Here is a 13,975-nt window from a genome sequence, read left to right on the forward strand (position 1 = left end):
TTTGGGGGAAGATCAGAATTCCACCGCGGACAGACTCTGGATTGCTTCGCTGCGCTCGCAATGACGACGTGGCGAGCGGCTGCGCGCTCTCACGAGAAGAACGCGATCTTCTCGGCCTGGGTCATGCGGCGGATCGGCGCGAGCGGGTCGTTGGCGGCGGCGCGGGGCTTTTGCAGGATGCCGCTGGCGAGGATGGTGGCGCCGAGCGAGGGCTCGGGCAAGGACGTGGATAAGGGCGAGGGCATCGGCAGCGTCGCGCTCGGTGCCGCGGCGAATGTTGCTGTGGCCGCCATGGCCGGGGCCGGCTGCTCCATCACTTCGGCAGCGGCTTCCGCAATGGCGTCGGTGAGGCGCGCGAGCGAGTCCATCGCGATCGGCGCGTCCGCGGCGGGCTCTTCCGCGACCGCTGCGACGACCGGCTCCGGTCCGATCGGCTCCGGCGGCTCCGCTGCAACGGGAGCTGCGACCTCCGCAGCCGTCGGCTCCGGAGCGACCGCTTCCATCTCCACCGGCTCGATGATCTCGTCGAACTCCGGATCGGGCGCGGCCATCTCCAGCGCGATGGCCTCGAGGATGGCTTCGTCCTCGGCTTCCGCGGCGGCATCGAGTCCGAACTCGCCGCTCATCTCCGCGAGGGCGGCGGGCTCTGCGGCCGGCTCTTCAAAAGCGACGTCTTCATCCGCCGCTTCTTCAAGTGCAGCTTCTGCTGCCTGGCTTTCGGCGACGATCTCGGGCGCGATTGCCTGCTCGGCAACGGCGGAAGTATCAGTGATGCCAGCTGCTTCGGCCTCCGGAGCTGCTGCGATGTCCTGCGACGTCTCCATAAAAGCCACGGGGGCTTCGCTCGCGATCGCGCCAGGTGCCACCTCCGCAGGCGCCACGTCTGCCGCGGATGACGGTGCCTCCTGCCTGGGAGCCGGCGCGGCCTGCGGCGTTGCGTCGCCGTCAAGCTGCTCGACCCGATCCTTCAGCAGATCGAAGGCGGCCTTGAGCTCCACGCGGGGGTCGATGGTCGAAATCTGTCCGCAGGCGGCCTCGATCGAAGCGAGCTGCGAATCGATGAGGTCGCAGATTCGCCCGTCGGCGCCGATCTCGCGCCAGCGCCAGGAGATCTCCTTGATGATGCGCACCCCGCGCGGGATCGGCGCAAGGCTCGCCTCGATCGCCGCGGGATCGAACGCCGCGATTGCGATCGTCTCGGCCTCGCGGATGGCGCGGCGGATCTCGATCAGCGCCTCGGGCAGGCGGTCCTCGACGACGGGTTGTCGCTGTGCCGCAAGGGTTTTTTCGATCTTCGCGACCGCATCGAGCACCATCCGCGTGTCGGCGTTGCGGTTGCGCTTGGCATATTCGCCGAGGAACCAGCGGCCGCGCGCGGTCTCCATGAAGGCTTCGCGGATCGCGTCGTAATCCTGCTCGTTCGGCTCGGCCGCGCGGGCAGACATGGGCGAGAGGGCGAATGCTTCGTTGGCCATGACAATCTCGTCGCGCAAATCACCGCGCGTTACTGTAACGATCACCACGATATCGACCGAATCGCAATTGGTTTGATGCAGTCCGAATCACAAATCCCCATCGCGGCAGCGAACAAGCGGCGATTCGCCGTGAGTCTTGCCCTGTTCTATTCGGCTGTGTTCGCGGTCTCGGGCACGCATCTGCCGTTCTTCCCGGTGTGGCTGAAGGCGATCGGCATCGACGCCGCCTGGATCGGGCTCATCAACGCGCTGCCGGCGATCACACGGTTCACCACGCTGCCGCAAGTGACCGCCTTTGCCGAAAAGCGCCAGGCCATTCGCACCGCCATGATGGTGTCGGTGCTGGCGACGGCGATCGGCTTTACCGCGGTCGGCTTGCAGCAGGCAGCCGCTGGCGCTGCTCCTGATCTATGCGCTGACCTGCGTGATGTGGACGCCGACGACCCCACTGACCGACGCCTATGCGCTGCGCGGTGTCGCGCGTTACGGGCTCGATTATGGGCCGTTGCGGCTGTGGGGCTCGGCGGCGTTTGCCGCCGGCTCGCTCGCCTGCGGCTATCTCGTCGACAGCATCGCGCCGCGCGACCTGATCTGGGTCATCGTCGCATGGGCCGTCGTTGCAGTTCTCGCCAGCCTATTGCTGCAGCCGCTCGACGATGTCAGGCGCAAGACCACCGAGATGCATGCCGGCAAGGCGCTGCTGCGCGATGTCAGCTTCTGGGCCATCATCGCCTCGGCCGCGCTGATCCAGGGCAGCCACGTCGCCTATTACACCTTCTCGGCCATCAACTGGCAGCTCCATGGGATCAGTGGGCTGACGATCGCGGGGCTGTGGACGCTGGGCGTGATCGCCGAGATCGTCGTGTTCGCGCTGTCGCCGCGCTTCTCGCTGCATCCGTCCACGATGATGGCGATCGGCGGGCTAAGCGCCGTGGTGCGCTGGATCGTCACCGCCAACGAGCCGCCGCTGGCGCTGCTCGCGATCGTGCAGCTCGGCCACGGTCTCAGCTTCGGCATGACCATCGTCGGCACCATGAATCTCCTGGTGCAGCGCGTGCCGCCGCATCAGATCGCGCGGGGGCAGGGCTATTACGCCGCGTGCAACGGTCTATTGGGCGCAACGACCTCGATCGCGTCAGGCGCGATCTACGCCCATATCGGCGACGGCCTGTACTACGTCATGGCGGCGATGGCCGCTGCCGGTGCGCTCGTGATCTGGTCGGCGCGGCACCGGCTCAAGCCTCATCCCCACAGCGAGGCGTCCGGCGGATAGACCAGGCTGTCGTCGTAACGCAGGGCGTGATCGCGATCGCGCGCCAGCAGCAGCGGGCCGTCGAGATCGACGAAGCGCGCCTGCGGCGTCACCAGCATCGCAGGCGCCATCGACAGCGAGGTCGCGACCATGCAGCCGATCATGATCTCGAAGCCGAGCGCCTGCGCGGCATCGGCCATGGCGAGCGCCTCGGTGAGGCCGCCGGTCTTGTCGAGCTTGATGTTCACGGCGTCGTAGCGTGCGCGCAGCGGCGCGAGCGACGAGCGGTCGTGCACGCTCTCGTCGGCGCAGACCGCGAGCGGGCGCTTGATTTGTGCCAGCGCCTCGTCCTTGCCTGATGGCAGTGGCTGCTCCACGAGGGTGACGCCGGCCTCGGCGCAGGCGGCAAGATTGTGCTCCAGATTGGCCTCGGTCCAGGCCTCGTTGGCGTCGACGATCAGCTCGGACTTGGGGGCGGCCTTGCGCACCGCCGCGATCCGCATCCCATCGCCTTCGCCGCCGAGCTTGATCTTGAGCAGCGGCCGGTGCGCGGCCTTGGCGGTCGCCGCGGCCATGGCCTCGGGCGTGCCGAGCGAGATGGTGTAGGCGGTGGTGCATTCGCGGGGCGTCGGGCGGCTCAGCAGGTTCCAGGCCCGCCGGCCTGCCGCCTTGGCCTCCAGGTCGATCAGGGCGCAATCCAGCGCGTTACGGGCCGCACCGGGCGGCATGGCGGCCTGGAGGGCCTGTCGGGTAAGCCCACCGGCCACCGCGTCCTGCATGGCCTCGATGGCCGCAAGCGTCGCCTCTGGCGTCTCGCCATAGCGGGGATAGGGCACGCACTCGCCGCGGCCGGTCAGGCCGCCCTGGCTGACCTCCGCCACGACCGTCACGGCCTCGGTCTTGGCCCCCCGGCTGATGGTAAAGCTGCCGGCGATGGGGAAGCGCTCGATTCGCGCCGCCAGGGAGGCAAATTTCATGGAAGTCATTTTGAACTCTGGCGAAATCTGAACCTGCTAGTTACCTCTAGCAACTAACAATGGGCAGTTGGGGATACCTTCTCTAGGTAAGGGCGCGTGCGCAACCATCCGATTCTATCCGTTTCCTGCGCCTCGGCACGGGAGCGGACATCTTGAGTGGCGATCCGAAGCTGGAACGGATTGCCAAGGGCAATGCGCTGGCACTCTGCGCCACCGGAACCTGGACCGCGAGCTTCGCGCCGGTCCTGGAGCGGATGGTGGCGGACGCCGAGAAGCTCGCCGGCGGCCCCCAAAGCATCTTTATCGACGTCTCCGAGGTCGCCAAGCTCGACACCTTCGGCGCCTGGCTGATCGAGCGGCTGCGCCGCAGCCTGACCCAAGGCGCAGCCGAGGCGCAGATCGCAGGGCTCTCCGCCAATTATTCCAGCCTCGTCGACGAGGTGCGGCGGGTCAGAGCGACCCCCGTGATCGACAGCAGCCCGATCACCATCACCGGCATGCTGGAGCAGATTGGCCGGACCGTGGCCGGTGTTGCCGGCACCGTGGCGGGCCTCGTCGACATGCTCGGCGCGGTGCTCGCGGCATGCTTTCGCGTCTTGATTCATCCGCGCTCGCTGCGCCTGACCTCGACCGTGCACCACATGGAGCAGGTCTGCTGGCGCGCGGTGCCGATCATCGTGCTCATCACCTTCCTGATCGGCTGCATCATCGCGCAGCAGGGTATTTTTCATTTCCGCAGGTTCGGCGCCGATATCTTCGTCGTCGACATGCTCGGCGTGCTGGTGCTGCGCGAGATCGGCGTGCTCTTGGTCGCGATCATGGTGGCGGGCCGTTCGGGCAGCGCCTACACCGCCGAGCTCGGCTCGATGAAGATGCGCGAGGAGATCGACGCGCTGCGCACCATGGGGTTCGACCCGATCGAGGTCCTGGTGCTGCCGCGCATGATGGCGCTCGTGATTGCGCTGCCGATTCTCGCTTTCCTCGGCGCGATGTCCGCGCTCTATGGCGGCGGGCTCGTCGCCTGGCTTTATGGCGGCGTCGAGCCGGAGGCCTTCCTGCTGCGGCTGCGCGACGCCATCTCGATCGATCATTTCATCGTCGGTATCGTCAAGGCGCCGGTAATGGCCGCCGTGATCGGCATCGTCGCCTGCGTCGAAGGACTCGCCGTGCAGGGCAGCGCGGAATCGCTGGGACAGCACACCACGGCGTCGGTGGTGAAGGGCATCTTCTTCGTCATCGTGATGGACGGCGTGTTCGCCATCTTCTTCGCCTCGATCGGGATGTGACGATGGCAGGCGAGATTCAAAATCCCATCATCCGCGTCCGCGACATCACCGTGCAGTTCGGCACGACGCGCGTGCTCGACGGGCTCAACCTCGACGTCAAGCGCGGCGAGATCCTCGGCTTTGTCGGCCCTTCGGGCGCCGGCAAATCGGTGCTGACGCGCACCATCATCGGCCTCGTGCCGAAGGTCGCAGGCTCCATCGAGGTGTTCGGCGTCGACCTCGATTCCTCGAGCACGTCGCAGCGGCGAAATGTGGAGCGGCGCTGGGGCGTGCTGTTTCAGCAGGGCGCGCTGTTCTCCTCGCTGACTGTGAGGCAGAACATCCAGTTTCCGATGCGCGAATATCTGCGCGTCTCGCAGCGGCTGATGGACGAGATCACCATGGCCAAGCTGACCATGGTCGGTCTCAAGCCGGAAGTTGCCGAGCGCTTCCCGTCCGAGCTCTCCGGCGGCATGATCAAGCGCGTGGCGCTCGCCCGCGCACTGTCGCTCGATCCGGATCTCGTCTTCCTGGACGAGCCGACCTCGGGTCTCGACCCGATCGGCGCCGGCGACTTCGACGAGCTGGTCCGGACGCTCCAGCGCACTTTGGGGCTGACCGTTTTCATGGTAACCCATGACCTCGACAGCCTTTACACAGCATGTGATCGCATCGCCGTTTTAGGGAACGGTAAGATCATTGCGGCAGGGTCGATCGCCGACATGCAGGCCTCGCAGCATCCCTGGCTGAGGCAGTATTTCCATGGCAAGCGCGCCCGCGCGGTCATGGGTTGAGAGCTGGGTTGAGTAGCCGGAGCACCTGATGGAAACGCGGGCGAATTACGTATTGATCGGGTCGTTCACACTGGCGGTGATCGCCGCCGCGATCGGCTTCGTGCTGTGGTTTCAGTCGCTGCACACCACCAAGCAGCGCACCCCCCTGCGCGTCGTGTTCGAGGGCCCGGCGGCGGGCCTGCGCAACGGCGGCAGCGTCAACTTCAACGGTATCCGGGTGGGTGAGGTTGTCTCGGTGAAGCTGGACAACCCGCGGCGGGTTGTCGCACTCGCCATGATCGAGAACAACGCCCCGATCCGCAAGGACACGCTGGTCGGCCTCGAATTCCAGGGCCTCACGGGGGTCGCCGCAATCTCGCTCAAGGGCGGCGACGAGGCCGCGGCCGCACCGCCGCTCGACCAGGACGGCATCCCGACGCTGACGGCGGATCCCAACAAGCTCCAGGACGTCACCGAGGCGATTCGCGGCACGCTGCAGAACATCAACAAGATCGTCGCCGACAATCAGGAATCGGTGAAGAACTCGCTGAAGAATCTGGAGACCTTCACCAACTCGCTCGCCCGCAATTCCGAGAAGATCGACGGCATGATGGCCAAGGTCGACGGCGTCATGCTCAAGGCCGATAGTCTCATGCTCGGCCTCAACGCGCTTGCCGGCGGCAAGGACGGCGGCGAGCTGTTCCAGGCGGTCAAGTCGATCCGCGAACTGGCCGAGGACTTCGACAAGCGCTCCGGCGCGCTGATGAGCGACGGCCGCCGCACTCTCGGCGACATCAGCCGCGCCGTAAACAATTTTGACCGCAACCCGACCCGCGTCCTGTTCGGCGCCAGCAACTCATCGCAAGCAGCCCCGCCGCCCGAGCCGCCGAAGCCGGCGGCGGCCGAGCGCAGGCGGTAGGAGGGCGAGCAGTCATTGCGAGCGACTTGTCCGCTGTAGCTCGAAGAGCGAAAGCGGAAGCGAAGCAATCCAGACTGTCTCCGCGGAGGCAGTCTGGATTGCTTCGTCGCAAGAGCTCCTCGCAATGACGGCGCTTGTTGGGCCGCGTAGTTCCTACCGCGCGGTAAATTGCTGGTGCAATGACAAGCCCAAACAAAAACGGAGGCCGCGAGGCCTCCGTTCTCATTCGCAATTCGCTGTTGCTATTGGCGTCTCACCCCAGCCGTCCCGCCGCGTGGGCCAGCAGCGTGTAGACCAGCCCCGTCTCCGAGATCAGGTGGCTGCGCAGCTCCTGCGGGCCGCGGCCGTCGCGGGCGACTTCGTCGAGCAGACGTTCGAACTCCGCGACATAGCGGTCGACCGTGCCCTTGAAGTTGCGGTCGGCGCGATACTTGCGGGCGACCTCGTCGAAGGCCTTCTGGCCGGCGGGCGTGTAGAGGCGCTTGGTGAAGGCCTTATTCTCGCCGCGCTGGTAGCGGTCCCACATCTCGGCGGCGAGGTTGCGGTCCATCAGCCGGCCGATGTCGAGCGACAGCGATTCCAGCGGATTGCCACCACCTTGCGGCGCCTGCGGCTGCGGGGCGGGTGCCGCACGGCCGCGGGGAGCCTCACGGCCGTTCGGAGTGGCAGGACCGGTGTCGGCGCGGTTGAGCAGGTCCGACAGCCAGCCGTCGCGGCCCTGGTCGTTGCCGGCAGGCGCGACCGGCGGCGCTTCGGTGCGGCGCGCAGCCGGCATGCCGAGGTCCGGCGGCGGCAGCGTCGAGGCGCTGCCGGTGTCGCGCATGCGGGTCTCGGTGGCGCGGCCGCCGACGGCTGCCAGCACCGCCGGCTCGTCCTGGCGCTGCACGCTGGCGCGGTTCGTCGTGGTGACGTCGAGACCGCGGCCATGCTGGGCCACGATGCGGTTGAGCTCGGCGAGGGCCTCGATCTGGTCGACGATCACCTTGCGCATCTGCGCCGTGCTCTCGGCGGCCTCCTGCGGCATCTCGAGCACGCCGCGGCGCAGCTCGTTGCGGGTGGCCTCGAGCTCGTTGTGCATCTCGAGCGCCATCTGCTTCATGCTGGAGACGAGGTTCGAGAACTTCTCGGTCGACTGCTTGAACATCACATCCGCTTCGTCCGTGGTCTGGCGGTAGATGTCATGCATGGCTTCGATGGTCTGCCGGTGCTCCTCCTCGGACGCCGCGCGCACCGCCTCGAACTGGCGGGTGATTGCGGCCGAGCCTGCGCCGGCGGTCTCTGCGACGACGCGGGCGATGTCGCGGGCACGCTCTTCGGCTGCGGCCAGCGATTCATCGAGCAGGCCGGTGAAGCGCGACAGGCGCTGGTCGAGATCGGTCGTGCGCAGGTCGATCGTGGTGACGAGCGATTCCAGCGCCTGCTTGCGCTCGGCGAGCGAGGCGGTGGTGTTCTTGTTGCTCTGCTCGACCACCTGCGCGGCCTCGACGAGTGCCTTGCCGTGCTTGTCGAACTGGGTCGACAGCTCGCCGAGATCCTGGAGCGCCTTCGTGGTCTTGCTGTTGAAGACGTTGAGCTGGTCTTCCAGGTTCTGCGTCGCAGCGCCGTTGCGCGAGGTGACGTCGTTCATCGCCGAGACGAAGTCGGCGACGCGCGTCACCAGCGCCCGCTCGAGCGAGTTGAGGTTGTCGTGCGCACCGGTCAGCACCTCCTGGAGCAGGATGTTGCCTTCGCGCAGCCGCTCGAACAGCGCCACCGTGTCGGTACGCAGGATCTTGCTGGTCTCCTGCATCTCGGTGACGGCCGCGATCGAGACCTGGCGCGACTGGTCGATCGCCGAGCGCGAGGCCTGCTCGAGGTCCTTGAGCGACTTGCCGACCGCGCCGGTGGCGATCTCGCTCGCCGTATTGATGGCGCGGGCGACTTCCGAGCCGTTGCCCATCATGGTCTGCGAGAAGGCCTGGCCGCGCGTCTCGATCGACTTCAGCGCGTTGGAGGTGACGCGGTCGATGTCGAGCGTGAGCTGGCTGGTCTTGGAGCCGATCGCGTCGACCAGAGCGCCGCGCTTGGCGTCGATCATGTTCGACAGACGGTCGGCCTGCTGCTGCACATAGGTGACGATCTCGTCGGTCTTGCCGGTCATGGCCTGGCCGAAGCTGCTGCTGGCGGCGAGCACCGAGCGCTCGACGTCGGCCGAACTCGACTTGACCCGCGAGCTCGCCTCGTTGGAGGCAGATATCAGCGCGTTCTGGGCGTTCAGCGCGCTGGTCTGGATGTCGTTGGTCGCATTCGCGGTGGCTGCGCTCAGCGTACGCTCGATCTCGGTCGAGATCGTGCGGATCTGGCTCGCGGCGTCCGCCGACGTCGAGGTCAGCGAGGTCTGCGCCTCACGCGCGCTGTTGAGGATCGTCGAGGCGGTGTCGGCGCCGACCGCGGTCAGCGTGCGCTCGATGTCAGTGGTCAGCGACTTGATCTGGCTCGCCGCGTCGGTCGAGGCGGAGATCAGCGTGCCCTGGGCCTCGCGGATACCGCCGGTGAGCGCCTCGATGGTGGCGCCGCCGGCGGTCGCCAGCGCGCGCTGCATCTCGGCCGCGAGCGAACGGACCTGGCTGGTCTGCTCGGCCGAAACCGCGAGCAGGGTGCTCTGGGCGTCGCGGGCGCTGGTGGTGATCGTCTCGGCGGTCGACACGCCGACCTGCGAGAGCGAACGATGCACTTCGGCCGCGAGCGACTTGACCTGGCTCGCCGCATCCGAAGACGCCGTGACCAATGTGCTCTGAGCCTCGCGGGCGCCGCTCATGATGGTCTCGGCGGTCGAGGTGCCCGCCATCGAGAGCGAACGCTGCACGTCGGAAGACAGCGACTTGATCTGGTTGGCAGTCTCGGTCGAGGCCGCGATTAGCGCGCCTTGCGCATCGCGGGCGCCGGCGACGATCGACTCCGCCGTGCTGGTGCCGGCGAGCGACAGCGAGCGCTGCACGTCGGCGGTGAGCGTCTTGACGTGGTTGGTCGCATCCGAAGAGGCGGTGACGAGCGTGGTCTGCACTTCGCGGGCGCCGGCCAGGATCGAGGCCGCAGTGGCCGAGCCCGCCGCGGACAGCGTGCGTTCGACGTCGGTCGCGAGCCCCTTGAGCTGGTTCGACGCCTCGCCCGATGCGGCGACCAGGGTCGACTGCGCCTCGCGGGCACTGGTCAGGATCGAATTCGCAGCACCGGTGCCGACCGCGGTCAGCGCACGCTCGACCTCGGTGGAGGTCATCTTGAGCTGGGCGTTGACGTCGGAGGAGACCGTCATCAGCGACTGCTGAGCGGTGCGCGCGCCGGTCTGGATGGTCTCGCTGGTGTTGACGACGAGGTTGGTGAGCGAGCGCTCGGCGTCTTCGACATGCGAGCGGATCGCGGTCGAGATCATCTCGGCGCGGGACATCATGTCCTCGCTGGCCTGGCGTCCGCTGCTCTCGATGCGGCCGGCGACGGCCTCGACGCGCGAGCCGAGCAGATCCTCGAACTGCGCCACGCGCACGTCGATGTCGTTGGCGACCGAGCCGACCTTGGTCTCGATGGCCTGGTGGATCTCCTGGAAGCGCGCCGTGACCGTGTCGGCCAGATGCGTGCTGCGGCCGTCCATGATCTCGGTGACGCCGGTGATGCGGCGGTCGACCGCCTCGATCGCCTGCGCGGTGCCGTCGGTGAGGGTCGAGGTCAGCAGTGTGAGGCGCGTGTCGATCGACTGCACGGCCTGCGAGGCGCCGTTCGTCACCGCCGTGGTCAGGTAGGTGAGGCGGAAGTCGATGGATTCGAGCGCCTGCGACGCGCCGCCGGTCAGCGTCGTCGTGAGATGCGTCAGCCTCGTGTCGATCGACTGGATGGTCTGGGACGCGCCGTCGGTCAGCGAGGTGGTGAGGTGGTTGAGGCGCGTATCGATCGTTTCGATGGCCTGCGATGCGCCGCTGGTCAGCGACGTCGTGAGATGGGTGAGGCGGCCATCGATCGACTGGATCGCCTGCGCGGCACCGTCGCTCAGCGCCGTCGCCAACGTATCGATGCGTCCGTCGATGGTTTCGGTCATGGACTTCGCGCGGCTGTCGAACGATTGCTCGAGCGCGGCGACGCGGCCGACGAGCTGTTCGTCGAAGGTCCTGATGTGGCCTTCGATCGTGCCGTCGAGGCTGGCGAACTTGCCGTTCAGGGAGGCGTCGAAGTTGCTGACGCGTTCGCCGATCGTGGCCTCGAATTGCAAGAGGCGCTGGTCGAGCACGGCCGTGATCGCGCCGCCATTGGACGTGAAGCGGGTGTCGAAATTGTCGACATAGGTCTTCAGCGTCTCGGCGATGTCCTCGGTGCGCTGGCCCATGCGATCGACGATCTCACCGCCGAAGGTCTTCACGGTGCGGTCGAATTCGGAGATGTGGCGCGTGATCAGCGCGCCCAGCGTGCCGGAGTCGCGGGCGAACTTCTCGACCAGCTCGGTGCCCTGGTTCTTCACGAGCTCGTCGAAGGCGCTCATCTGGAGCGACAGCGAATCGTGCGCGGTCTCGGTCTGGCTGACGACCTTGGCGACCAGGGTGTTGACGGTGGCGTCGAGCGCCTCGCTCGCCTTGTCGCCGCTCGTCATGATCTGGCCGGCGAGCCGGTTGCCGGCGTCGTCGATCTTGGCGGAGATGTCGTTGGAACGCAGCTCGAGCTCGAGCAGCAGCGAATCCGACGAATTCTTCAGGGAATCGTGCACCTGCTCGGTGCGCTCGGAGATGCCGTCGACGATCGCGGCGGAGCGCTGCTCGAACTCGCCGGTGATGCGGTCGATGCGCTCGTTCAGCATCTCGTGAACGCGGTCGGCGAGGTCGACGAACTCGTCGTGGACGTGGCCGGTCTTGAAGTTAAGGCTGGTGGTCAGCCGCTCGCTGGCGTCGAGCACGGCGCGCGTGGTCTCGTTGCTAGCCTCCTCGAGGCGGTCGAGCAGGTCGCCGCCGCGCTCGCCGAGCGCCAGGATCATGTTGTCGCCGGCACTGCTCAAGGCGCTGGTGATGTGGGCGCCGCGCTCTTCCAGCGCGCCGGTGATGGACTTGGCGACCTCGTCGACGCGCGAGGCGATCGCGTCCGAGATCAGCGCGATGTCGTGGCGCAGGTCGATCTGCACCCCGGAGATGGCGCTGCGGACCTGCTCGGCCTGGCCGACCAGATTGTCGCGCTGATGCGCGATGTCCTGGAGCAGGGCGCGGATGCGCACCTCGTTGTCGGAATAGGCGCGCTCCAGCGCCGCGACCTCATTGGCGACCAGCGTCTCGAGCTCGCCGGCGCGCGCGATGGCGCGCTCGATGCCGTCGCCCATCGCCGCGACCTCACGGCGGATGGCCTGGCCGACGGTGACCATGGAGTCGGAGGCCGAGCCTTCCGGCTCGGAGAAGCGGATGGCAACCTGCGCCATCGCCTGCGCGATCATGCGCATTTCCTGGCCGCGCCAGACGAGGCTCGCCAGAAAGTAGAACAGCATGATCGGCGCGAAGAACATCGCGATCAGGCCGGCAATGACGAGCACGCCGCCGCTCTGGCCCATGGCGGCCTGGATCGAGGGCAGGAAACCGAACGTCAGCGCGGCGCAGGCGGCGAGCCAGACCCCGGCGAAGATGGTGGCGAAGGTGTAGACGCTGCGGGCAGGGCGGCCCTTCTGAAGCGCCTGGAGCAGCTGGCCGATGGTCTCGCGGTCGTCATTGGCGGCGCGGCGCGAGGTGCGGGGCTCCTCGATCGGGTCGAACGCAGTCGCTCGTTCGTTGGCGGCGGGGCGCGGCTCGAAGCTCGGCTCGTCGAAGCTCGGCGGCGCGGGCGGCGCCACCGGAGGCGGCGTTTCGTTGCGCATCGCGGCGTTGCGGCTCGTATCCGCAGCGGTGTCACTGATGTTCAGGGCTTCCTGGATCGCAGAAAGCGCAACTTCTGTGGGGTCTTTGACCTTTTTCGGAGTGTTCGCCATGTTCAGTCCGAGCCCTCGTTACTTGTACGCGTCCCCCCGCGAGCCCTGCGCGCTACGCGAGCCCACAGACCGGATCATGCCGCTTGCGCGGATCTCCGAGCCGTCCCCACCCGGACGGCTTGTCCGCCAATTTCTGCAACATCCTATTGGCAGAGCGTCGCGAATGAAATGCCCGCGATTAAGACAATCTTAATCATCGTTAACAGGATCGGGCCGTAACGCCTTAGCAATAAATGCAATTTTCCACCGAACTTGGCCGATTGCGGCAACTTTTAGTCAACAAACCGGCGGATCTACGTCAAACAGCCCAAACATTTCGTTAACCATTTTCATGCTTGGGTAGGAGGAACCTGACCGCCGGACCGGCGGGACATCGCGAATGCCGGGGCCTGCGTCATGACGCCTGAACTGCAACGGATGGACTGGATGCCCTCGCCCCCGCTTGCACCCACCGACAGCCCGCTCGACCTCGATCACCTCTCGCGCATGACGCTCGGCGATGCACAGCTGGAACGGGAAGTGCTGGCGATGTTCGCCGAGCAGGCGGCCCGCCTGATTGCGGCGATGACGGCGCTGCCGGCCGAGGCTGGCGCACTTGCCCACAAGCTCAAGGGTTCGGCTCGCGGGATCGGCGCCTTTGCGGTGGCCGATGCCGCAGCCAGCCTGGAGACCGCGATCCGGACCGGCCATGGCCGGCCCCACGCCCTTGCTGCCTTGAAAGAGGCGGTAACCGAGGCCCGCACCGCCATCGAGGCGATGCTGAAGTCTTAAGCGCGGACTGTCAGAACCCGGTTCTACTCTTTTGTTTTGACGCGTTTTCTTGCCGCGAAGCGGGATCCACGTCGCGCGAAAACGCTATGGCGCCGGGCGGACCGACCCGTTATAGGACAGCCGGGACCCATCACCTTCATTCCAAGCACCGCGGCAGCACGAGCACACATGGCCAAGATTCACTTTGTCGACCACAAGGGCGAAACCCGCACGGTGGAAATCGAGAACGGCGCAACCGTGATGGAAGCCGCCATCCGCAACAGCATTCCCGGCATCGAGGCCGAATGCGGCGGCGCCTGTGCCTGCGCGACCTGCCATGTCTATGTCGACGAAGCCTGGCGCGAGAAGGTCGGCAGCCCGACGCCGATGGAAGAGGACATGCTCGACTTCGGCTTCGACGTGCGCCCGAACTCGCGCCTGTCCTGCCAGATCAAGGTCTCCGACGACCTCGACGGGCTCGTCGTCGGGACGCCGGAACGCCAGGCCTGATCTTCCCTTCAATAGGGCAGATCTTTAATAGGGCAGATCTTTCCGGAAAACCGCTACACGCTTTGCAGCTAGCGCGGCCCTTCGGGTCCGGA

Annotated in this window: 8 protein-coding genes and 1 pseudogene; 6 read left to right on the plus strand and 3 right to left on the minus strand. The window is 66.7% G+C overall.

Annotated features, from left to right (window positions below):
* Nucleotides 1-89: 89 nt before the first annotated feature.
* On the minus strand, nucleotides 90-1,475 hold the full coding sequence (locus tag ACSKB8_RS24615; protein WP_438106988.1) for a hypothetical protein: 1,386 nt from the start codon (nucleotides 1,473-1,475) through the stop codon (nucleotides 90-92).
* A gap of 75 nt (nucleotides 1,476-1,550) precedes the next feature.
* Between ACSKB8_RS24615 and ACSKB8_RS24620 the strand changes: the two are divergent.
* Nucleotides 1,551-2,748: pseudogene (locus ACSKB8_RS24620) on the plus strand (MFS transporter).
* Here ACSKB8_RS24620 and dgcA read toward each other — a convergent pair.
* Nucleotides 2,718-3,713, minus strand: coding sequence for an N-acetyl-D-Glu racemase DgcA (dgcA, locus tag ACSKB8_RS24625; RefSeq protein ID WP_438106990.1), 996 nt, complete (start codon nucleotides 3,711-3,713; stop codon nucleotides 2,718-2,720). The pseudogene ACSKB8_RS24620 and the gene dgcA sit on opposite strands and share 31 nt — an antisense overlap.
* A gap of 143 nt (nucleotides 3,714-3,856) precedes the next feature.
* Here dgcA and ACSKB8_RS24630 point away from each other — a divergent pair, with 143 nt between their 5' ends.
* From ACSKB8_RS24630 to ACSKB8_RS24640, 3 genes are read left to right on the plus strand one after another with little or no spacing between them, the layout of a single operon-like run.
* Nucleotides 3,857-4,990, plus strand: coding sequence for an MlaE family ABC transporter permease (locus tag ACSKB8_RS24630; protein WP_438106992.1), 1,134 nt, complete (start codon nucleotides 3,857-3,859; stop codon nucleotides 4,988-4,990).
* A 2-nt stretch (nucleotides 4,991-4,992) separates the two neighbouring features.
* Entirely contained in the window at nucleotides 4,993-5,763 is a 771-nt protein-coding gene (locus ACSKB8_RS24635; RefSeq protein ID WP_438106994.1) for an ABC transporter ATP-binding protein, read from the plus strand.
* Between the two features lie 28 nt (nucleotides 5,764-5,791).
* On the plus strand, nucleotides 5,792-6,661 hold the full coding sequence (locus ACSKB8_RS24640) for an MlaD family protein (RefSeq protein ID WP_438106996.1): 870 nt from the start codon (nucleotides 5,792-5,794) through the stop codon (nucleotides 6,659-6,661).
* Nucleotides 6,662-6,914: 253 nt separating this feature from the next.
* Here ACSKB8_RS24640 and ACSKB8_RS24645 read toward each other — a convergent pair whose 3' ends face one another.
* A complete protein-coding gene (locus tag ACSKB8_RS24645; RefSeq protein ID WP_438106998.1) occupies nucleotides 6,915-12,623 on the minus strand; it encodes a negative regulator of septation ring formation in 5,709 nt (1,902 codons plus the stop codon).
* A gap of 396 nt (nucleotides 12,624-13,019) precedes the next feature.
* Between ACSKB8_RS24645 and ACSKB8_RS24650 the strand changes: the two genes are divergently transcribed.
* Entirely contained in the window at nucleotides 13,020-13,394 is a 375-nt protein-coding gene (locus ACSKB8_RS24650) for an Hpt domain-containing protein (protein ID WP_438107000.1), read from the plus strand.
* A gap of 168 nt (nucleotides 13,395-13,562) precedes the next feature.
* The gene (locus ACSKB8_RS24655; protein ID WP_091898497.1) at nucleotides 13,563-13,883 is read left to right on the plus strand and encodes a 2Fe-2S iron-sulfur cluster-binding protein; all 321 of its coding nucleotides are present in this window, start codon (nucleotides 13,563-13,565) and stop codon (nucleotides 13,881-13,883) included.
* Nucleotides 13,884-13,975 lie beyond the last annotated feature (92 nt).

This window comes from Bradyrhizobium sp. BR 1432, assembly GCF_051547705.1.
Taxonomy (GTDB): Bacteria; Pseudomonadota; Alphaproteobacteria; order Rhizobiales; family Xanthobacteraceae; genus Bradyrhizobium; species Bradyrhizobium zhanjiangense.